Origin of the sequence: Bradyrhizobium sp. AUGA SZCCT0105 (genome assembly GCF_018129565.1) — a bacterium.
Classification (GTDB): Bacteria; Pseudomonadota; Alphaproteobacteria; order Rhizobiales; family Xanthobacteraceae; genus Bradyrhizobium.
This window is the reverse complement of record NZ_JAFCMK010000009.1, coordinates 110,820-131,743: the sequence shown is the minus strand read 5'-3', so window position 1 is coordinate 131,743 and position 20,924 is coordinate 110,820. Positions and strand designations below refer to the sequence as shown.

Below are 20,924 nucleotides of genomic sequence, written 5' to 3'. Positions count from 1 at the left end.
CGTTGAAGCATTGAATCCGGGAGCGTCGTCATGCCTGCGTCATCCGGCGACCGAACGAAGCATCCGACAGCGTTCTGTCTCTGGCTGGGTCTCGTGGCGATGTCGGTCTGTGCAGCCGGCCACGTCACGCACGCTGCCGATCTGACGGTTGCCGGGGCGACGACCAATCCAACGCCCGCGCCGGTCCCTGCTCCAGTTCCTTGGCTGCTCGGCGACTGGAACGGCGCACGCACCCGGCTGTTGAATGCCGGCATCGATTTTCAGTTCGGCTACACCAGCGAGCTCGCCGGCAATGCAACGGGTGGACAGCGGCAGCAGGTCGCCTACACCGATCAATGGACCTTCGGCACCACGTTCGATCTTGCGAAGCTGGGTGTCGTGCCCGGCGGCACGGTTCAGGTCACATGGACCGACCGCAACGGCAGTAATCTCAGCGATGACGCGCGCCTCGGCACGCTGCAGCAGGTACAAGAGTTGTTCGGACGCGGCCAGACGCTGCGGCTCACGCAATTCTGGTACGACCAGAAGTTCATCGACGGCCTGGTCGACTGGAAGATCGGGCGCATCACCTTCGGCGAGGACTTCGCATCGTTCGCGTGCGACTTCCAGAACCTGACCTTCTGCGGCGCGCAGCCCGGCAACCTCGTCGGCAACTACATCTACAATTGGCCGGTCAGCCAATGGGCAACGAGACTGAAGTTCAACCTGCAGGGCTTCGGCTATTTTCAGTTCGGCGTCTATGACGCCAATCCCAATTACCTGAAGGTCTCGCAGTCGGCGCTTCCGGTGTTCTACTCGGGATCCACCGGCCTGCTCATCCCAGCCGAGGTCGCCTGGCTGCCGAAATTCGGCAATCTGCAGGGCAGCTACAAGTTCGGCGGCTGGTACGACACCTCGACCGCCCCCGACGTGGTCACCGACGTCAACGGCAATCCGGCCGTGCTCACCGGACAGCCGCTGCTGCAAAGCCGCGGACGTTACGGTGCCTATGTCAGCTTCGTTCAGCAGGTGATCCGCCCATCGCAAGCCAGCTCCGCCGGCATGCTGAGCCTGTTCTTCAATGCGACCATGGCCGACCGCCGGACCGCCACCACCGATTATCAAATCGCGGGCGGCCTGACCTATACCGGACCCTTCCAGTTGCGACCCGAGGACGACATCGGATTTGCGGTCGGCACCACCCATGTCAACAGCCGCATCGCCTGGTCGGAAGAGCTGCAGAATCTGGCCGGCCTCGGTCCCGTGGCCGTCCAGGGCAATGAATACGTCATGGAACTCTACTACACTTATCGGCCGCTCGCCGGCCTGCAGGTGCGACCGAACATCCAGTACGTGATCGACCCCGGCGGCACCAGCAGGAACGCGAACGCACTCGTGTTCGGTCTGAAGACGGTGGCGAACTTCTGACACCGCGCATGACGCCGTTGTCGTTCGCCGGATCGTGAACTTTGCGGCGTCCGGAAGGGTTGGCAAATCCGGCCAAAGCCGCTAAAGGTCCGCCCCCTTTCACAGACAATCCGAGCATGACATGACGAGCGCCCCGCCCGCCGTCTCGATTGGCGTCGATTTTGGCACCAGCAACACTGTGGTCGCGCTCTCCGATGCCGACGGCCGCGTCGAGGCGATCCGTTTCGACCATGGCGGCCGCACGCATAGCGTCTATGTCTCCGCGCTGTGCTTCTGGGAGGACCGGCCGGGCGCCGGCCTGCATCCGCGTGCCGAGGGCGGCCCGTGGGCGATCGAGCAGTTCCTCGAGGGACGGACGATCCATCGCTTCATCCAGTCGTTCAAGACCTTCGCGGCGAGCTCGGCGTTCAACACCACCCAGATCTTCCGGCAGCGCTACAAGTTCGAGGATTTGCTCGCCGCGTTCCTGCGCACGCTGACCCGCCATGCCGGCGAAGGCTTCGACTTGGGCGCACCGACCATCATGGTCGGCCGCCCGGTGAAGTTTGCCGGCGGCAATCCCAATGACGAGCTCGCGATGCAGCGCTACCGCGCCGCGTTCGAGCGGCTCGGCGCCGGCCACGCGCGCTATGTCTACGAGCCGGTCGGCGCGGCGTTCTCCTTCGCGCGCAGCCTCGATCACGATGCGACGGTGCTGGTCGCCGATTTCGGCGGCGGCACCAGCGACTTTTCCGTGATGCGCTTCTCGCGCAAGGGCGGCGTGCTGCGCGCCGAGCCGCTCGGGCATTCCGGCATCGGTATCGCCGGCGACACCTTCGACTACCGCATCGTCGACCACATCGTCTCGCCGCGGCTCGGCAAGGGCACCAACTACCGCTCGTTCGACAAGGTGCTGCCGATCCCCAATCACTATTATTCGAGCCTCGCGCGCTGGCATCAGCTCGCGATGATGCGAGGCAATGGCGATTTGCGCGAATTGCAGCAGCTCGCGCGCACCGCGATCGATCCGGCGCCGCTGCACGATTTCATCACCATCGTCGACCACGATCTCGGCTTCGCGCTGTACCGCGCCGTATCCGACACCAAGGTCGCGCTGTCGAGCCGCGACCGCGTCGAGTTCCGCTTTGCCCGGCAAGGCATCGATATCGGAGCGACCGTGACGCGCGACGATTTCGAATCCTGGATCGCCGACGACATCGAGCGGCTCGGCGCAACGGTGGACGAGGCGCTGGCGAAATCCGGCATCACCGCGCGCGACGTGGAGAAGGTGTTCCTGACGGGCGGCACCTCGTTCGTGCCGGCGGTGCAGCGCCTGTTTGCCGAGCGTTTCGGCGAAGCGCGGCTGACCTCGGCGGACCAGTTCGAATCGATCGCCTATGGTCTCGCCTTGATCGGCCATACGCCTGATCCGGACCGTTGGACCTTCGCCGAAGCTGCGTGACGTTCGCGTCGCGCCTTGATCCCGGCCAAATACGCGGCTAAATCAGTTCAACATCAATTCGAGAGGATGCCGACAGCCATGGATTTCATCCGGACCGCAACGCCCATCAGCCTTGCCCACCGGGATATCCATCGCCATGCCTGCATCGATCACGCTCTCAAATCTGACCCTGTCCGCGCCTGACGGCCGGGTTCTCCTTTCCAACATCGATCTGAACTTCGGACCCGAACGGACCGGCCTTGTCGGCCGTAACGGCGTCGGCAAGACGACGCTGCTCGGCCTGATCGCAGGCGCGCACGCGCCGCAATCCGGCACGGTCTCGGTTCAGGGACGCGTCGCGACGCTGCATCAGACGGTTCAGCTGAAGCCGGACGAAGGCGTCGTCGACCTGTTCGGCGCGCGCGGTGCGCTGGCTGCGTTGCGCCGGGCCGAACAGGGCCTTGCCAGCGCTGAAGAGCTTGCGGATATCGACTGGACGCTCGACACCCGCATCGCATCCGCGCTCGAGCGCGTCGGACTGAGCGATGTGCTCGACGCCCCGCTGGCGACGCTGTCGGGCGGACAGGCCACCAGGGCGCGCCTCGCCGCACTGACCTTCGCGCAGCCTGACTTTCTGCTGCTGGATGAGCCCACCAACAATCTCGACCGCGCGGGACGCCAGGCGGTGATCGACCTGCTCGCGGACTGGCGGCATGGCGCCATCATCGTCAGCCACGACCGCGAGCTGCTCGAGACCATGGATGCGATCGTCGAACTGACCTCGCTGGAGGCCCGACGCTACGGCGGCAATTGGAGCCAGTACCGTGCGCGCAAGGCCATCGAGCTGTCGGCAGCACGACACGATCTGGCCGATGCCGAAAGGCGCGTCGCCGAGATCGACCGCAAGGCAAGGGAGACGTTTGAACGGCAGGCGCGCAAGGACGGCGCCGGCGCGAGGAAGCGCGCCAAGGGCGATCTGCCGCGCATCGCCGCCGGGCTGCGCAAGGATCGCAGCGAGGACACCGGCGGCGAGAATGCCCGCCTCGCCGAGCGGCGGCGGACGCAAGCGCTCGACTTGGCCACCGCAGCGCGCCAGCGCATCGAGGTGCTGCAACCGTTCTCAGTGCAACTGCCGTCGACCAATCTGCCTGCGAGCCGGATGGTGCTGCGGATCGAAGGTGCCGATGCCGGCTACACTGCGGAGGCGCCGATCCTGCGCGATCTCACCTTCTCCATGTCGGGCCCGGAACGCGTCGCGATCACAGGCCCCAACGGCGCCGGCAAGACGACGCTGCTCAAGCTCGTCAGCGGCGATCTGATCGCGGCGCGCGGCACCGTCGAGGTGATGACTCGCTTTGCGATGTTCGATCAGGCGGTCAGCCTGCTCGATGCGAATGCTTCGATCCTGGATAATTTCCGGCGCATCAATCCGGATGCGAGCGAGAACGCCTGTCGTGCCGCGCTGGCGCGTTTCATGTTTCGCGCCGATGCCGCGCTACAGACCGTCTCCAGCCTCAGCGGCGGCCAGCTGCTCCGCGTCGGCCTCGCCAGCGTGCTGGGCGGCCCAACGCCGCCGCCGCTCCTGATCCTGGACGAACCGACCAATCACCTCGACATCGAATCGATGGAAGCGGTCGAGGCCGGACTGCGCGCCTATGACGGCGCGCTGCTGGTGGTCAGCCACGATGAAGCCTTCCTCGAGGCCATCGCGATCACCCGCAGATTGGATCTCGCTGAGTGGAGATGATGGTGCAGAAAGTGAACAGCCGAGCACGCGTCGCCTTGGGGTAGGTCGTAAGGCGCGGTGCTCGGCTGTCAGGCCGCGCGGCGGTGCGGCCATTCCGCCAGCTTCGCTCGTCCCCACGAGCGAGGCCGTCGGAGCTGAATCTCGCCGGTAGCTAAATCCGAGCCATCGAATGGAGTGCGTTTCTCCAAAGGGCAAATGCGACGAAGCCTGCCAGCAACAAAAAGCCGCCACCGGCCGCGATCAAAAAGTGCGCGAACGTCATCTTGGAAATCCCAATTGAGGAGCATCCTGCGGCGCGACACGCACCGCAGCCTGGCAATCAATGCACTTCACAAATTGATTTGCCCCGCCGGCCGCCGCCGGACAGCCCGAAAGGTGGCTGGCACTGCGCTCTGCCCACCCTTCGATTCCAGAGAGGTCGTCAAGCCACTCGGCTGTTGCCTCTCATCGTGCGGTTCGTCACGCCGCTCAACTGTCACGAGGATAATCGATAAAACTTTATCGACAATCGAAACGAAGAATTAAGGTTACCGACGCGGGCCGGCGCGCCGGCGAGGGTCGATCGCGTCCGGCGGACCCGGCTCCCAGCAAAATATCGAAAACAACCCCATGCACAGTAGCCGGTGGCCACCGCTCCAGCCCGAGTGGCGGTCAATTGCCGCAATATCCTCCGGACGAAAGTCCGGAGAACATGTCACGTTTCGACGTGCTGCCTTGTCCTAGCTTCTGCAATGCCAGCAGCAGAGGACACCATGCATACTATCGGAACCGGAGGCGGTCGCACCCTGATCGCGATCGTCTATCATAGCGCTTACGGCCACACCCGGCGTCAGGCGGAGGCCGTGAGGTCCGGCGTTGGGGATATCGATGGCGCGGAGGCGCTTCTGGTGCCCGTCGAGAGCGTGGAGCAGAACTGGGATCGACTGATGGCGGCGGAAGCGTTGATCTTCGGCACACCGACCTACATGGGCGCCGCCTCCGCAGCCTTCAAAGCCTTTCAGGAAGCAACTTCAAGTGCAGTGATGTCCAAAGGCTATCGGTGGAGGGACAAGCTTGCGGCCGGCTTCACCAATTCGGGGGCCCATGCCGGCGACAAGCTCTCCACATTGATCCAGCTTGCATTGTTCGCCGCCCAGCACGGGATGCATTGGGTCAATCTCGACCTGCCGCCGGGTAACAACTCCGCATCGGGATCGGAGGCCGATCCGAACAGGCTGGGGTTCTGGCTGGGGGCCGGCGCGCAATCGAACACCGACGAGGGGCCGGATACCGCGCCGCCGGAATCCGATCTCGCAACCGCCCGTCACCTGGGACGGCGGGTGGCGAAGGCAGCACTGCAGTTTGCACGCGGCCGCGACGCAGCAGCGGTCGCCGTTCGGGCCGCGTCATGACAAATGCAGCCGAAACATCGGCGGCCGGCATCTTCGCCGAGCTGCGGCCGCGCCTGATCCGGCTGGCCTATCGGATGCTGGGCTCGGTCGCCGACGCGGAGGATGTCGTGCACGACGCCTGGCTGCGCTGGCTCGCTGCCGATCGCGATCAGGTGCGCGATCCCAAGGCGCTCCTGCACACCATCGTCACCCGATTATCCCTCAACGAATTGAAGTCCGCGCGGCGCCGGCGGGTGACCTATGTCGGACCGTGGCTCCCCGAACCGTTCTTCGACCCCGAGGACGAGGAGGCGGCCGACGATCTGACCCTGCCGTTGATGATCGCGCTGGAACGCCTGTCGCCATTGGAACGGGCGGCTTTTCTGCTGCATGACGTGTTCGGATTGGGGTTCGATGCCGTATCCGAGACGATCGGGCGCGAGGCTGCGACCTGCCGCAAGCTTGCCAGCCGCGCACGCGCGCATATCCACGATGCCAGGCCGCGATTCGCCGTTGGGAATGAAGAAGGCTTGCGGCTCGCGAATGCCTTCTTCACGGCGACGCGGACGGGCGATCTTGCCGCGCTCCGCGCCATGCTCGCCGAAGATGTCGTGGTGTATGCGGATGGCGGTGGCCGGGTCCCGGCACCGACAGAGCCTCTGGTCGGGTGTGATGCCGCGATGGAGCGCTTCGCGGGGCTCGCCCGCCTGTTCGCCGTACATCCCTCACGATTGATCCGCTACGCCATCATCAACGGATTGCCGGGCTTCATCACGATCGAGAACGGTATTGTTCAAACGACCGCGTTGCAAATCGAGAACGAACGGGTCGTTGCGATCTATGTGACCCGCAATCCCGACAAGCTGCAAAACGTGCCTGATGTGACGAGATGGCGGAATTGATGATGCTTCATCCGTCTCCGCTCAGCGCGCCCGATAGCGGTAGACGAGATCGTGCGGATCTTCTCGCGGCGCCGACGGATCGAGCACACCGCCCAACCGTCTTGCCACCGCAGCAGACATCGCATTGCCAGGTGCCATGTAGCTGACCAACGTGGGCAGCTTCAGCGCTGCAAAAGCCCAGTCGCGCAACGCGAGCGCGGCTTCGGTGGCGTAGCCGTGTCCCTCATGTCCGTCATAGAGCAGCCAGCCGAGTTCCTTCTCCGGAAACAGCGGCCCATGGTTGATGCCGACCTGGCCGACGCACTGCTTGGTCGCGGCGAGTTCGATCATCAGCGCGCCATGGCCGAACAAACGCCAGCACGCGAGGTCGTGGCAGAACATCCCCCACACAGCGCGCACATCGAACGGACCGCCCACGCCGGTGGACCGGGACGAAGCCAGGAACGCCAGATAGGCGGGGAAGTCGTCGAACGCTTGCGGACGGAGTGTCAGGCGATCGGTTCTGATTGTTGGAATGTCAGGGGTCATTGGCTGGTCTCTCGGAGGCGGCGCGGACCGGCTTTGCGGCCAGCCGCGCTCTCCTGGCCTGGCGTAGCCGGATGCGAACGTATGCCTCGTTGCTGCTTGATACGTGAATCAAAAGACTGGCTGCTGCGCCGCGGCGCCCGCTAGCCTGACTTTCCAAGAAAGCGCTTCTTTGCAAGCGCCTTTCCGGAGCCGGACTTGAAATAGCGCTCGAGCTCACGAGCCGTTCGCCCATCCGTTACCGCATGTCAACGCCGAGCGAGACCCAAAGACTCGCTCGGCGGCTCAAGACCAGTCTCGGCCCAGAATGTCGGCCATCCGATGACCGGAGGCCGACATGGACCCGTCCCATCAGCGCAAGCCGCCACCGGCCGAGATCCTTTCGCCGGTCACCCAGCGCGCGTCATCCGAGGCCACGAAGGCCACGACGTCGGCGATGTCCTGGGGCTGGCCAAGGCGCCCGAGCGGCGTCTGGGCGATGATGCCGGCTTCGAACTCGGACGCGAGCATTCCGGCACTGTGGGTGCCTTCGGTCTCGGTGAGGCTAGGGCTCACGGTGTTGACCCGGATTTTTCGAGGCCCGAGTTCGTTGGCCAACACGCCGGTGACGACGTCTACCGCCCCCTTGGTGGCGGTGTAGACCGCCGTCTGTGGAGGGGTGATGGCAGTAACGCCGGAGCCGATGTTGATGATGCTGGCGCCTTCGCCGAGATGGGGGGCCGCGGCCTGGGTCATCAGCAGCAAACCCAGCACGTTGACGTCGAACATCTTTCGGAACTGCGGCTCGGTGATCGATTCAAGGGGGCCGAATTCGTAGACGCCCGAGTTGTTGACCAGGATGTCGAGGCGACCGTAGGCAGAAATGGCTGCGTCCACCAGAGCCTTGGCTTCCGCAGCCTTGGAGACATCGCCCTTGACGGCGATTGCCTTGCCGTCCGAGCCGGTGATCGAATTGACCACCGCCTCGGCGCCGGCTTTGCTCGACGCATAATTGACAACGACCGCGGCGCCACGTGCGGCCAGGGTCTTGGCGACGGCGGCACCGATGCCTTTCGACGCGCCGGTGACGATGGCGACTTTGCCGGTGAGATCAGACATGACGTACTCCTTGAAGATGCCGCTCAGGCGGCCTGATCCTCGATCGCGTCGACGCGGTCGAGGTAGAAAGCGAGGTGATTCTTGATCTCGGCCACGGCCTCATAGGGCGCTTCATAGGTCCAGATCGCATCGGTCGAGCGCTCGCCGCCGGCCGGGATGCTGAAATAGGCGGCGTCCCCCTTGTACGGGCAGAAGGTTTGCGTGGCCGATCGTGCGAGGGCGGCCATGTCCACGTCTTGGCGCGGAATGTACTGGACCGGTGGATACTTGGACTCGCGCAAGGTGAGCGCGTTGCGCGTATCCGCGATCACGCGTCCACCGACGGTGACGATGACCCGCTTTTCGTTCCGCTCGATGGTGATCGGGTGATCCGGGCCGGGTATCTTGATCATGCGTTCCGTCATGACGTTGTCCTTTCATTGCTTCTTGTCGCTCAAAGCTTCGAGCCGCCGTCCACCCGCAGCGTGTCGCCGGACACCCAGCGCGCGGCGTCGGAGGCCAGGAAGGCGATGGCGCCGGCGATGTCGTCGGGCTGCGCCACCCGCTTTAGCGCCTGCATGGAGAGGGTGAACTCGCGGCCGGACTCGGTCCTTGCGAAGCTGGACATGTCGGTCTCGACGACGCCGGGCGCCACGGCGTTAACCCGCACGCCCCTGGCTCCGAGGATCAGGGCGAAGTGCTTGACCAGGGTGTCGACGGCGCCCTTGGTGGCGGCGTAGGCGGAAAGATTCCCGACCGCCGCGTGCGCTGCGAGCGAGGACGTGAAGATGACGCTGGACCCAGCTTTCAGGATCGGCAGCAACTGCTGGACCAGAAAATATGGAGCGCGGACATTGACGGCGAACAGCGCGTCGAAGTCCTCGACCGTGGTCTCCTCGATCGTTGCGGCCTTCGACACGCCGGCATTGGCGACCAGAATGTCGAGCCGTTCGCCGACGATTTCGCGCACCTTGAAGGCGAGCTTATGCGCGCCTTGAGCATCGGAGAGATCGAAGCCGATCGCCTCGGCCTTGCCTCCAGCAGTCTTGATTTCGTCGACCACCGAACGCGCGTCCGCGGCGCCGCGTCCGTAGTGGACCAGGACCTGGGCTCCAGCCTTGGAGAGCGCCAGGGCGGCGGCGCGCCCGATGCCGCGCGAGGCGCCGGTGACGAGCGCGGTCTTTCCACAGCACGGTTTCATGATGATCTTCCTTCGAGGGAATCAAGGGCACCGATTGGACGTGCTGGAAGCGCGACCGACCGGCTCGACGACTCGCGCTTGGTCATGCATCCAGGAACAGGGCGGCGTGGGCCACGAAGAGTTCCGGGTACTGGTTCTGAGGCCCGTGGCTGGAGTCGGGATAGATGATGAGATGCGCGTTCGGCAGATGCTGCTGCAGCGTGAATCCGTTGACCGTGGGGATGATCAGGTCGTTGCTGCCGTCGACCACCAGAGCCGGATGATGGATGTCGGCCAGGTAATCCCACACGCCATCGGTCTTCTCATTCGACTTGACGATCGCCGCATACTGCGCCGCGGCGGACGCCTCGCTCACTTCCGGGCTGCGATCCTTGCGGCGGAACTTGCGTTCGAGGTACTTCAGGCCGGCCGCGCGGCCGGCAGCATTGGGCAGGAAATGCGCGGCGATCCAGAGATGTTCGGGCGGATCGTAGGTAGCAGAGAAGATCTCTGCTGATTTGCTGGCGGCGGTGTCGGCGCCACGCGGTCCGGTGCCCACCAGGACCAGCTTGCGCACCAGGTCGGGCGCCTGCACGGCGATCTCCTGAGCGACCTTGCCGCCGAGCGAATAGCCGAGGATGTCGGCCTTGCCGATCCCGAGCGCCCTGATGAAGGCGATGGCATCTGTCGCCATGCCGGGGATGGTCGCCGGCGTCTGGCCCGAGCTGGCGCCGATGCCCGCATTGTCGAACAGGATGACTTCGCGTTGCTGTGCCAGCCCATCGGTCACGGCCGGATCCCAATGGTCCATGGTGCCGCGGAAATGGATGTTCATGACGATCGGCACGCCGCCTGTCTTGCCGAAGCGCCGATAGGCGAAGCGGGTGCCGTTGGCTTCGACGAATTGGGTGGGCGCAGTTTGGTGTGTGTGCGTGGTCATGGCAGAACTCCTTTATGTCTGAGATGATGTGACCGAATGGATTCAGCTTGCGGTCTTGCCGCCGTTGACCCGTACGATCTGGCCTGTGATGAAAGAGGCCTTCTCCGAAGCCACGAAAGCGACGGCCTCTGCGATTTCCTCTGGTCTCGCGCCGCGCTTGAGCGGTACGGCGGCGTAGAAGGCAGCCTTCTTATCCGGCGAGCCGGTCAGACGATCGAGCATCGCGGTCTCTGTCGGCCCCGGCGCCACTGCGTTGACGCGGACGCCGAAAGCGGCCGCTTCGAGTGCTGCGGATTTGGTGAGGCCTTCCACGGCGTGCTTACTCGCGACGTAGAGCGACAGGTTGGCAGCGCCGCGCTCGCCCATGGTTGACGAGATGTTGACGATGCTGCCCGCGCCCTGCCGCTGCATGACCCTGAGTTCGTGCTTCAGGCTGAGCAAGGTGCCGAGCACGTTGGTGTCGAACATCGCGGCATAGCTTTCCAGCGTCGTCGAGGTCACTGGCCCCGGCGTGCCCTCGGTGCCGGCATTGTTGACGGCAACATCCAGCCGGCCGAAGCGCGCGACCGTCTGGTCGACCAGGCGACGGATGTCGTCTTCATGACGCACGTCGGCCGGAAGGAACGCGGCCTCCGCGCCGAGGCTCCGGAGCTCGGCCTCGAGCGACCGGCCTTCGGCCTCTCGGCGGCCGGAGACGACCACGGTCGAGCCCTGTTTGGCGAAGGCGATGGCGGTGGCGCGGCCGATGCCGGTCAGCGCGCCGGTGATGAGGACTACGGGAGTGGACATACGAAGCTCCTCGATTTCGGCAAAAACTTGCCATTCCCTGCCACGTAGGCATGGTCCCAAGGCACTTTGCCGTTCAGCGTTGGAAGCTATTTGGGGCGTCCTAGCGCTTTTGAAAAAGACTTTGTAAGCTCCCTCTCCATACCTGGAGAGCATGGAATGGAGCTTCGTCATCTCCGCTATTTCGTCGCCGTCGCCGAAGAAGGCAGTCTCACCGTGGCGGCCGAGAAGCGACTGCACACCGCGCAGCCTTCACTGAGCCGGCAAATCCGGGACCTGGAATACGAAGTCGGCGTGCCGCTCCTGACCCGCAGCGTGCACGGCGTGCAGCTGACGGAGGCTGGCCGGGTCTTCCTCGATCACGCGCGATTGGCACTGATGCAAGCCGAAGCGGCCACCGAAGGCGCTCGGCGCGCGGCGCAGCCGAGCAAGCAGGTGTTTGCGATCGGCTTCACCACCGGGCAGGAGGTCGATTGGCTACCACGTGCCACCAGATTGCTACGCAACGAACTGGCCGACATCGAAATTCGGGTATCCAGCGATCATTCGGCGACGCTGGCGGAAGAGCTCACACATGGCAGGCTGGACGTCGCATTCCTGCGCGGCGAAAAGATACCGGATATTGAATTCAAGGTCGTGGCGCAGGAGCCGCTGGTCGCGGTTCTGCCCAGCGATCACAGGCTCGCGCAGCGAGAGACTTTCGATCCGAAGGATTTGGTCGGCGAAACCTATATCGGCATCTCGAAAGTGCCGCGTGTGCTGCGCGCGCTCATCGCCGGTTATCTCGATCGCTGCGGCATCGAGATCACACCAGCGTTCGAGATCGACAACTACGCTATGGCGATCTCGCTCGTCGCATCCAACCGCGGCGTTGCGATTTTGCCAGCATCGGCGAAGAATTTTCTGCCTTGGTCGGTCGTAAGTCGCCCCCTCGAAGGTGATGCGCCGACGATTGCTGTGACGGTCGGCTTCCGTCGAGACAACGCCTCGCCCATCTTGAAGACTTTTCTATCAAGAATCGATGGCCTGAATGTTGCCTAACCTTCCGGCCGCGCCGACAACGGAGGGCCTGAAAGCGAAATATCCAGTGGCGTTTTCCGGTCGAGTTGGCGTGATCCGGCTCGCAAAGGCCGCTTGTCGCGACTGCCGCCGGACGTGTTAGCCAGGGGCTACCTCGGGGGCTACACCAGAAGTTCCTGGCGTGCAGTAAGACCCGATTTTGCGGGGCTTTCTCGAAGCCGTTTTATTATGGCGGAGAGGGAGGGATTCGAACCCCCGATAGGCTTGCACCTATGCCGCATTTCGAGTGCGGTGCATTCAACCACTCTGCCACCTCTCCGATGGCCCGGGTGATTTGCGCCACCCGCGGTCGGGGCGTGTTCTAGGCGAGGATGGCGGGCCAGACAAGGCGCTGCAATAATATTTCCGTCACCGGCGCCTCGTCCCATCGAACCACCGGGATGACGCAAGAAAGTGCGCGGAAACAAGGCGCTAGCGGGACGGTTGTGGTCCGGTCGGCGCGCGGGCGAAGCAAAGGCAGCAGGAGGGCCCATGGAGCATGTGACGATTCGAGCCAATGGCGCGGCGTTCCACGTCGCGCGGACCGGGAGCGGCCCGCCGCTGCTGCTGTTGCATGGCTGGCCGGAATTCTGGCTGACCTGGAAGCCGGTGATGGCGCGCCTCGCCGACCGCTACACCCTGATCGCGCCCGACCTGCGCGGCTTCGGCGACAGCGACAAGCCGCAGGGCCCGTTTGGCCCCGATCAGCATACCGACGACATGCTGGCGCTGCTGGACGCACTCGGGATCGACAAGGCCGGCGTGGTCGGCCACGACGTCGGCGGCGCGGTGATGCAGCCGCTCGCCCGCAAGGCGTCCGAGCGCATCGCCGGGCTGTTTTTCTTCGACTTCGTCTATCCCGGCATCGGGGCGCGAATGGCCGCGCCGGACCGGCTGAACCACATCTGGTACCAGTCGTTCCACCAGATGGAGATGGCGCCCGCGCTGGTCGGCACGAACAGAGAGACCTGCCGCACTTACATCGGCCATTTCCTGCACAGCTGGACCCACCGCAAGGCCGCGTTCGACGACGTGATCGAGGACTTCGCCGACAACTTCTACAAGCCGGGCAACCTCGCCGGCGGCTTTGCGCATTATCGCGCGTCGCATGCGGGCCGCGTGAAGATGATGCAGGGCGAAGCGCCTGCGCTGCCGCCGATTGCGGTGCCGACCTGCATCCGCTGGGCCGAGCACGACCCGCTGTTTCCCTACGCCTGGACCGACCGGCTGGGCGAGACCTTCTCGAACCTGGACCTGAAGATGTTTCCCGATGTCGGGCACTTCCCGCATCGCGAGGATCCCGACTGCGCCGCGGCCGAGATCGCCAGCTTCTTCGCGCGGATCAATTGGAAGTAGAAGGTGGTGGGACCGCCAGGACGCGACAAAAACTGGCGGTCCCGTGCCGCTTCTCAATATTGCTGGCCGGGAAGTGCGGCTTCGCCGGTCGGCGGGAGCGACACGGTCCACGGTAGCGGCCGGCGCCCAAACAGCAACGCGAACCCCATCTTAACCTAACCGATCAACCTTACCGGGCGATCGGCCGGCCCGAGCGGCTCAGGCGTCGGCCTTCTTGGCTTTCTTGGCCTTTTTCTCGCTCTTTTCGTCCTCGTCGTCCTTGTCCCTTTTCTCGGCCTTCTTCTCGTCCTTGCCGTTGTCTTTCTTGCGATTGGTGTAGCGGGCATTGCCGAGCCCGGTTCCGATCGTCAGCACGCCCCAGCGCGCGACATCCTGCATGAACGGCACCTCGGCCAGCCCCTGCGCCACGCCGTCATTGTGCATCACGATCGCGGTGTCATGATCGCCGATCTGCGGGATCGCCTCGACCAGGCTCGCCGGCAGGTTGAATTTGCTGCTCTCCCAATTGCCCGGCAAATTCTGGGCGCCCTTCTCGATCGAGCCGTCCTCGTTGATGACGCCGGGACAGGCGATGCCGATGAACGGCGCGAGTCTGAGGTTCTCCTTCTCGGCGGCAGCAATCAGATCCTTCAGCATCTTCACCAACCGCTTCACCGCGCCTTCGCGCGTCGGCTCGTCATCGGCGTGGCGCCACAGCTCGGATTTCCAGACCGTTGCCTTGGAAAGATCGGGCGCCTTCTTCCAGCGCGTCTCGACGATGCCGCAGCGGATGTTGGTGCCGCCGATATCGACCGCGAGCACGCCGTCATGCGCCTCGAAAATCCACGACGGCGCCAGATGCAGCGTGCCGATCAGCCCGGCATCATCGGGATGAAAGCGGATCGGCACCAGGTCGACCTTGAAATCCTCCGACTTCAGGATGATGTCGGTGCGCGCGATGGCGAGCTCGCCGAGCCTGGAGTCGCGAAAGCCGCCGCCGACCACGATACGCTCGGTCTTGGCCCAGGCCTTGGTGCCGAGGAAGCGCCGCGTCACATAAGCAAGCTCCTGCGCAAACTCCTCGATCGCGCTGTGCACGACCGCGGAGGCCTCGGTGTCGTCGCCGACCAGCAATTCGTCGAGCTTCTTCTTGCTGATCTGGTCCGAGGGCTCCTCGCCGAACGGATCCTCGTCGGATTTGCGCAGCGGCTTGCGCCAGCGGTCGAGGATCTTGCGGAAAGCGCCCTTGGAAGCGCGATCGCCGAGAAAACCCTCGTCGTCCTTCAGCTCGATGTTGAAGCTGTCGATGTCGACGGATGGCAGCCGCGAGGCACCGTGGTGCGCGATTCCTGTGGTCAGTCCGGTGTCTTCGGCCATTCGCCCTGCCCGCTTGAGATTCCCTGCATTAACGACGGGGAACTCAAATGGTTGCGTCCCGCGCTCGGGCGCTCGGCCTGCGCGGGACGCAATCTTCGCTGCGGCGTCAGGCCGCGTTCACCCCGTAACGCGCCGCGGGCGTGCTGCGCGACAGGTTCGGCATCAGCTTCTGGCGGGCCGCCTCATAGGCCTGCCAATCGGCAGCATCCGGCAGCGACGGTACGGTGAAGACCTCGCCCTGGTCGAACCCGGCCAGCGCAGCGTTCACCATGTCCTCGGCCTTCATCACGATCTCGCCGGGCAGATGCGCGACAGGCGTGCCGGCGATGTCCCAGAACTCGGTGGCGGTGGCCCCCGGCAGCACGGCCTGGACGCGAATGTTCTTGTCCTTCAGCTCGTGCTGCAGCGAGTGGGTCAGCGCCAGCACGAAGGCCTTGCTGCCGCCGTAGACGCCGTTGAGCAGCTCCGGCTGGACGCCGACGACCGAGGCGATGTTGATGATGGTGCCGCCGCCGCGCGCGACGAATCCCGGCACCGCCGCATAGGTCAGGCGCATCAACGCGTCGACATTGAGCGCGATCATGTCGCTCATCTTGTCGACATCGGATGCGAGCAGCGGTGCGGTGGCGCCGACGCCGGCGTTGTTCACCAGCACGCTGATGCCTTCGTTGCTGCGCAGAATGGATTCGATCCGTGCAACATCGCCGCGCTTGGCGAGGTCGGCGGCGACGATCTCGATCGATCGGCCTGTCTCCGTCGCGAGACGCTTGGCGAGCCCGTCGAGGCGCTCACGGTTGCGGGCAACGAGGATCAGATCGTAGCCACGCCGTGCGAGCCGGTCCGCGTAGATGGCACCGATTCCGGACGACGCACCGGTAACGAGCGCCGTGCCTTTGGCTGACTTGGTCATGTTGGTCTCCTGTTTGACCTGAACGGCCGGACTTGGCCGTTACTCAGGTTCTACAGGCCCCCTTGCATGTCTCAAATGTCATATATACACCTTTTTAGGACACGGATTGTGGTTGGAGAGTTCCATGCAGGAGATCGGCTTCGTCGTCTTCCCGGAGTTCCAGGTGATGGGCTTCACCGCCATCACCGCCTTCGAGGTCGCCAATTTGATCGCGGGCGTGCCGTTCTATGAGGTCACGCTGCTGTCGGAGAATGGCGGCCCGGTGCGGTCATCCGCCGGCTTCAATGTCGAAACCGAAGCCTTCGGCGATCGCAACTTCGACACGGTCTTCATCGGCGCCGGCCACGAGCTTCATCCGGCATCGGCGAAGTTGATCGACTACATGCGACGCGCCATGACGACATCGCAGCGCATCGCCGCGCCCTGCATCGGCGCCTTCTCGCTGGCTGAAGCCGGCCTGCTCGACGGCCGGCGCGTCTCGACGCACTGGCAATTCGCCCCGGAATTGCAGGCCCGATTTCCCGGGCTGAAGGTCGAGCAGGACCGCATCTATATCGTCGACGGGCCGATCTGGACCTCGGCCGGCATGACCGCGACGATCGATCTGGCGCTGGCGATGATCGAGCATGATTTGGGCGTCGAGGTCGCCCGTTCGGTGGCCCGCAAGCTCGTCGTCTATCACCGCCGCACCGGCGGACAGTCGCAGTTTTCAGCGCTGCTCGAGCTCGACCCGAAATCCGATCGCATCCAGAACGCCCTCAACTACGCCAAGGCGCATCTGCGCAACGAGCTCTCGGTCGAGGAATTGGCCGAGGTGGCACGGCTCAGTCCGCGCCAGTTCAGCCGCGCCTTCCGCGCCGAAACCGGCCAGTCACCGGCCAAGGCGATCGAGCAGCTCCGGGTCGAGGCTGCCAGAGAATTGATCGGCGATGGCCGCCATTCGATGGACGAAATTGCCGGTGGGACCGGCTTTGCCGATCGGGAACGGATGCGGCGGGCGTTCCTGCGGGTGCTGGGCCAGCCGCCCCAGACCATCCGCCGGCACGCGCGGGCCGCGGCAAAGACCGCGGCCTGAGGGGCAATCCAGGTCAAAATCACGCCAAACCCTTCATTTTTGGCCGGTTTTTGCCCTGCTTTACCTTGACTCCGCCTCGTCAGCAGCTATAAGTCCGCCCATCCGGCGCGGAGTTTTCTCGCGCCGATTGTTTTTGTGCGATCCAGTTTGGGAATTCATTCCCTTCGCGCGAAACACATAACCCATAGCGACTGAACAAAAAGCCGACCCGGGCTAACCGTCCGAGGCCGGAACCGAACACGAAGGAATCAAACGATGTTCGCAGTCATCAAAACCGGCGGCCGGCAGTACCGTGTCGTTCCGAATGATGTACTCGAGATTGGCAAGATCGCCGGCGATGTCGGCACGATCGTGCAGCTAGGCGAAGTTCTGGTGCTCGGCGGTGACACGCCGGTGCTGGGAACGCCCACCGTGGCAGGCGCCACCGTTGCGGCCGAAGTGCTGCAGCACAAGCGCGGCGCCAAGGTGATCGCGTTCAAGAAGCGTCGCCGCAAGAATTCACGCCGCAAGCGCGGCTATCGCGACGAGCTCACGGTGCTTCGCATCACCGAGATCCTCGCCGATAACGCCAAGCCGACCGTCGGCCCGCGGCCGAAGAAGGAAAAGGTCGCAGCGCCCGCCGATGATGGCGAGGACGCAGCACCGAAGGCGGCCAAGAAGAAGGCGCCGGCCGCGAAAAAGGCTCCGGCCAAGAAGGCCGCGGCCAAGAGCTAGGAAGAAGTGATCGTCGCGCTTTCAGATTTGAAGCGTGACAAAACGTGAAATGATTCCGTCAAGGAATTGATCTAGAGATCAAAGCGAAGTCGGAGACGAGCTATGGCTCATAAAAAAGCAGGCGGTTCATCGCGCAACGGACGTGATTCCAAGGGCAAGCGCCTTGGCATCAAGGCGTTCGGTGGCGAGCGCGTGATCCCCGGAAACATCATCGCGCGTCAGCGCGGCACCACCTGGCATCCTGGCCTTAATGTCGGCATGGGCACCGATCATACTCTCTTCGCCAAGGTCGAGGGTCATGTCGAGTTCCGTGCCAAAGCCAATGGCCGCACATTCATATCGGTTATTCCGATGGCAGAGGCGGCCGAGTAGACGGTGGACACACATGAGTCCGCCGGGTCCTGTTGAACCGGCGGAGTCGCAAAGGGCTCCAAGGGGAGGCGGGATGACCGGCCTCCCCTTTTTGTTGCGCGCGATCCGGTTCGACCGCGCGCAACGTTCCAAGCGTTGCGTACCGATTGTCGCATCACAGGAGCTCGACATGTTGCAGGACATCCCGACGCCGACCTTGCGCGAGGCAAGAGCTTGCGTCCTCGAGACCGAACGGCTGACATTGCGCAAGCCGACGCTCGCGGACGTAAAAGCAATTGCACGCCTCGCCAATGACCGCCGCATCGCGGAGAACACCCGCCGCCTTCCGCATCCCTATACCCAGGACGACGCCATCGACTTCGTGCGCGCGCTCGGCGCCGGCGGACGCGAAACCGTCTTCCTGATCGAGAACAATCACACGCCGATCGGCATGGTCGGCATCGACTGGCGCGACGAGACCGCGGCCGAACTCGGCTACTGGCTCGGTGTCGACCATTGGGGCCAGGGTTTCGGCACCGAGTCCGCGCGCGCGGTGATCGACTACTTCTTCGAGGAATTCGATCTCGACCAGCTGATCGCGGGCGCCCGCGTCGTCAACCCGTTGTCGCGCAACATCCTCGAGAAGTGCGGCTTCCAGTGGATCGGCGTCGAGCTGTACCGCTTCGAGGCGCTGGGCTCATCGAGCCCGGTCGATGCCTTCCGGCTGTCGCGCGGCGTCTGGGCGTCGCTGAAGAGCTGGAACAACTCGACCCGGCGGGAGAGCTGAGGGCTCTGGCCTTCACCCTCCCCTAGAGGGGGAGGGTCGGATCACATTGAGCGCAGCGAAATGTAAGACGGGGTGGGGTGATCTCTCAACTCGGGCAGCGTCCGAGTGGAGAGACCGTCACCCCACCCCGCCGCGCATTCCGCTCCGCTGCATGCCCAGCGACCCAAGAGCGAGCTTCGCTCGTCTCGCCCCCTCCAGGGGAGGGTAAGAGTCACGCCGGCGGATTGATCGCGGAATCCGTGCGTCCGAGCTGCTGTTCGCGCACGAAGATGTAGAGGCCGGCCGCGATGATGATGGCGGCGCCGACGATCGTGGCCCAGGACGGCACGTCGCCGAACACCACGAAGCCGAAGATCACCGCCCAGACGATCATCGAATACTGGTACGGCACCACCACGCTTGCCGGCGCGAGCTTCAGCGAGCGGTTCACGCACAGCAGCGCCGCGACCGAGATGATGCCGGCGGTGAAGAACAGCACGAGGCTGCCGGCCGATGGCGTCACCCAGCCGATCGGCGAGAGCACGAGGCCGAGGATGAAGGTGCCGCCGAATTGCGTGGTCGCCAACACGATGTCGGGCGTCGCGCGCAATGAGCGCGTAATCAGCATCAGCACCGCAAACGACAGGCTGCCGCCAAGCGCGATCATCGCCGGCCAGCTGATGGTCTGCGCCGATGGCCGCAGCGCAATCAACACGCCGCAAAAGCCGACCAGGATCGCGGTCCAGCGCCGCCAGCCGATATGCTCGCCGAGCACGAGGCCCGACATCGCGGTGACGAAGATCGGACCGGCCAAATAGTAGGTGATGACGTCGGCGAGCGGCAGATAGACGGTCGCGAGGAAGAACGCCGCGACCTCCAGCGTCGACAGCGTGACGCGCAGCAATTGCAGCCACGGCCGCTCCAGATGCAGGAAATCCGCGCGCCGCTTCCACACGATCGGCAGCAGCACCAGCAGTGCCGCGCAGGCGCGCAGCCACAGCAATTGCCCGACCGAATAGGTGGCGACGAGGAATTTGCCCATCGCGTCGCCGAACGAGAACATGAAGATCGACAGCAGCATCAGGCCAATGCCGGCAAGCCGCGCCGATCGATCGTCGTAGGAGGACAGTTTTGCGAACAGGCTCATTGTTCTCTTGTTGTCGCCGCCTCTGAGTCGGGCGGTCCTGTCGCCGGTTTTACCGACGTCGTTGCGCAGGACAACCCCGGCGGCTGCAGATCGAACCAATTGTCGCAGTGCGGCGCCTGCGCTACCGGTAGAGCGTTTTCGAGCGAAGTGGATACCGGTTCGCGTGAAGAAAACGCGTCAAAACAAGAATCTAGATCCCCGTTCCGATTCAATCGGAACGGGATAGGCTCTAGGTCAGCCATTCAAGAAACAGAGCAGGAAACGCCGCATGAGCGAATTCGACCCCACCCAGCATCGCATGGTCCCCGCGCAGCGGTGGTTCGAGGATTTCGTGCTCGGCGAGCGCTTCGTGATTCCGAGCCGGACCCAGACCTCGGCGGTATTCGCGGCGTTCCAGACCGCCAGCGGCGACACCCATCCGATCCATTACGACGTCGAATATTGCCGCACGCGGGGCATGCCGGACCTGCTTGCGCATGGCTTCCAGACCCTGGTGCACACCGCGCCCGGCGCCGGGCTGTTTCCCTATGTCGTGGAGGAGTCGCTGATCGGCTTCCTGGAACAGTCGAGCAAGTTCCTGAAACCGGTCTATGCCGGCGATACCATCTACCCCGCGCTGGAGGTGATCGAGCTCGCGCCCGGCCGGACCACGGGCGTCGTGACGCTGCGCTCGACCGTGCACAACCAGCGCCGCGAGCTGGTGCTGGAGGGGATGCAGAAATTCCTTGTGCGGCGGCGGCCCGCAGCATGATCCGGAAAAGTGTGAAGCGGTTTTCCGAAAAGATCATGCTCAAAGGACAGGCCAAAGCGCGATAGCCGCGCTTTGGCGCTAAGGG

21 protein-coding genes and 1 tRNA gene are annotated in these 20,924 nt (G+C 64.2%); 12 read left to right on the top strand and 10 right to left on the bottom strand.

Annotated features, from left to right (window positions below):
- Positions 1–30 precede the first annotated feature (30 nt).
- The 5 genes from JQ573_RS33355 (at position 31) to JQ573_RS33335 (ending at position 6,846) form a co-directional block, all read left to right on the top strand.
- The gene (locus tag JQ573_RS33355; protein ID WP_212318985.1) at positions 31–1,407 is read left to right on the top strand and encodes a carbohydrate porin; all 1,377 of its coding nucleotides are present in this window, start codon (positions 31–33) and stop codon (positions 1,405–1,407) included.
- 121 nt (positions 1,408–1,528) lie between these two features.
- A complete protein-coding gene (locus JQ573_RS33350; protein WP_092121710.1) occupies positions 1,529–2,848 on the top strand; it encodes an Hsp70 family protein in 1,320 nt (439 codons plus the stop codon).
- Between the two features lie 136 nt (positions 2,849–2,984).
- A complete protein-coding gene (locus JQ573_RS33345) occupies positions 2,985–4,574 on the top strand; it encodes an ABC-F family ATP-binding cassette domain-containing protein (RefSeq protein ID WP_212318983.1) in 1,590 nt (529 codons plus the stop codon).
- Positions 4,575–5,326: 752 nt separating this feature from the next.
- Complete coding sequence (locus JQ573_RS33340) at positions 5,327–5,965, top strand: flavodoxin family protein (RefSeq protein WP_212318981.1); 639 nt, start codon at positions 5,327–5,329, stop codon at positions 5,963–5,965.
- Positions 5,962–6,846, top strand: coding sequence for a sigma-70 family RNA polymerase sigma factor (locus JQ573_RS33335; protein WP_212318979.1), 885 nt, complete (start codon positions 5,962–5,964; stop codon positions 6,844–6,846). Before JQ573_RS33340 ends, JQ573_RS33335 begins: the two co-directional genes overlap by 4 nt.
- A gap of 21 nt (positions 6,847–6,867) precedes the next feature.
- On the opposite strand, the gene JQ573_RS33330 is transcribed toward JQ573_RS33335, so the two are convergent.
- The 6 genes from JQ573_RS33330 to JQ573_RS33305 form a co-directional block, all read right to left on the bottom strand.
- On the bottom strand, positions 6,868–7,374 hold the full coding sequence (locus JQ573_RS33330; RefSeq protein ID WP_212318977.1) for a GNAT family N-acetyltransferase: 507 nt from the start codon (positions 7,372–7,374) through the stop codon (positions 6,868–6,870).
- Between the two features lie 348 nt (positions 7,375–7,722).
- Positions 7,723–8,469 (bottom strand): glucose 1-dehydrogenase, encoded by a 747-nt coding sequence (locus JQ573_RS33325; RefSeq protein WP_212318975.1) that lies wholly within the window; start codon positions 8,467–8,469, stop codon positions 7,723–7,725.
- A gap of 23 nt (positions 8,470–8,492) precedes the next feature.
- Positions 8,493–8,873, bottom strand: a complete 381-nt coding sequence (locus tag JQ573_RS33320; RefSeq protein WP_212318973.1) for a DUF427 domain-containing protein — start codon at positions 8,871–8,873, stop codon at positions 8,493–8,495.
- Positions 8,874–8,902: 29 nt separating this feature from the next.
- Positions 8,903–9,649, bottom strand: a complete 747-nt coding sequence (locus JQ573_RS33315; RefSeq protein ID WP_212318971.1) for an SDR family NAD(P)-dependent oxidoreductase — start codon at positions 9,647–9,649, stop codon at positions 8,903–8,905.
- 82 nt (positions 9,650–9,731) lie between these two features.
- Positions 9,732–10,568 carry an alpha/beta fold hydrolase gene (locus tag JQ573_RS33310; protein WP_212318969.1) on the bottom strand — a complete coding sequence of 279 codons (837 nt, stop codon included), beginning with the start codon at positions 10,566–10,568 and terminating at the stop codon, positions 9,732–9,734.
- A 42-nt stretch (positions 10,569–10,610) separates the two neighbouring features.
- Entirely contained in the window at positions 10,611–11,357 is a 747-nt protein-coding gene (locus JQ573_RS33305; RefSeq protein WP_212318967.1) for an SDR family NAD(P)-dependent oxidoreductase, read from the bottom strand.
- 156 nt (positions 11,358–11,513) lie between these two features.
- Here JQ573_RS33305 and JQ573_RS33300 point away from each other — a divergent pair, with 156 nt between their 5' ends.
- A complete protein-coding gene (locus JQ573_RS33300; protein WP_212318965.1) occupies positions 11,514–12,395 on the top strand; it encodes a LysR family transcriptional regulator in 882 nt (293 codons plus the stop codon).
- 208 nt (positions 12,396–12,603) lie between these two features.
- Here JQ573_RS33300 and JQ573_RS33295 read toward each other — a convergent pair.
- Positions 12,604–12,693: transfer RNA gene (locus JQ573_RS33295), tRNA-Ser, on the bottom strand.
- Between the two features lie 212 nt (positions 12,694–12,905).
- On the opposite strand from JQ573_RS33295, the gene JQ573_RS33290 reads away from it, so the two are divergent.
- Positions 12,906–13,769, top strand: a complete 864-nt coding sequence (locus JQ573_RS33290; RefSeq protein WP_212318963.1) for an alpha/beta fold hydrolase — start codon at positions 12,906–12,908, stop codon at positions 13,767–13,769.
- Positions 13,770–13,967: 198 nt separating this feature from the next.
- Here the strand turns inward: JQ573_RS33290 and JQ573_RS33285 are convergent, their stop codons facing one another.
- A complete protein-coding gene (locus JQ573_RS33285) occupies positions 13,968–15,125 on the bottom strand; it encodes an ROK family protein (protein WP_212318961.1) in 1,158 nt (385 codons plus the stop codon).
- A 106-nt stretch (positions 15,126–15,231) separates the two neighbouring features.
- Positions 15,232–16,035 carry an SDR family oxidoreductase gene (locus JQ573_RS33280; protein ID WP_212318958.1) on the bottom strand — a complete coding sequence of 268 codons (804 nt, stop codon included), beginning with the start codon at positions 16,033–16,035 and terminating at the stop codon, positions 15,232–15,234.
- A gap of 124 nt (positions 16,036–16,159) precedes the next feature.
- On the opposite strand from JQ573_RS33280, the gene JQ573_RS33275 reads away from it, so the two are divergent.
- From JQ573_RS33275 to JQ573_RS33260, 4 genes are all read left to right on the top strand, one after another.
- Entirely contained in the window at positions 16,160–17,110 is a 951-nt protein-coding gene (locus tag JQ573_RS33275) for a GlxA family transcriptional regulator (protein WP_212318957.1), read from the top strand.
- A gap of 255 nt (positions 17,111–17,365) precedes the next feature.
- The gene (rplU, locus tag JQ573_RS33270) at positions 17,366–17,824 is read left to right on the top strand and encodes a 50S ribosomal protein L21 (RefSeq protein ID WP_212318955.1); all 459 of its coding nucleotides are present in this window, start codon (positions 17,366–17,368) and stop codon (positions 17,822–17,824) included.
- Between the two features lie 102 nt (positions 17,825–17,926).
- Positions 17,927–18,196 carry a 50S ribosomal protein L27 gene (gene rpmA, locus JQ573_RS33265; protein ID WP_024583287.1) on the top strand — a complete coding sequence of 90 codons (270 nt, stop codon included), beginning with the start codon at positions 17,927–17,929 and terminating at the stop codon, positions 18,194–18,196.
- A gap of 169 nt (positions 18,197–18,365) precedes the next feature.
- The gene (locus JQ573_RS33260; RefSeq protein WP_212318953.1) at positions 18,366–18,962 is read left to right on the top strand and encodes a GNAT family N-acetyltransferase; all 597 of its coding nucleotides are present in this window, start codon (positions 18,366–18,368) and stop codon (positions 18,960–18,962) included.
- Positions 18,963–19,173: 211 nt separating this feature from the next.
- Here JQ573_RS33260 and JQ573_RS33255 read toward each other — a convergent pair whose 3' ends face one another.
- Positions 19,174–20,088, bottom strand: coding sequence for a DMT family transporter (locus JQ573_RS33255; RefSeq protein ID WP_212318951.1), 915 nt, complete (start codon positions 20,086–20,088; stop codon positions 19,174–19,176).
- A 268-nt stretch (positions 20,089–20,356) separates the two neighbouring features.
- On the opposite strand from JQ573_RS33255, the gene JQ573_RS33250 reads away from it, so the two are divergent.
- Positions 20,357–20,839 carry a MaoC family dehydratase gene (locus JQ573_RS33250; RefSeq protein ID WP_212318949.1) on the top strand — a complete coding sequence of 161 codons (483 nt, stop codon included), beginning with the start codon at positions 20,357–20,359 and terminating at the stop codon, positions 20,837–20,839.
- Positions 20,840–20,924 lie beyond the last annotated feature (85 nt).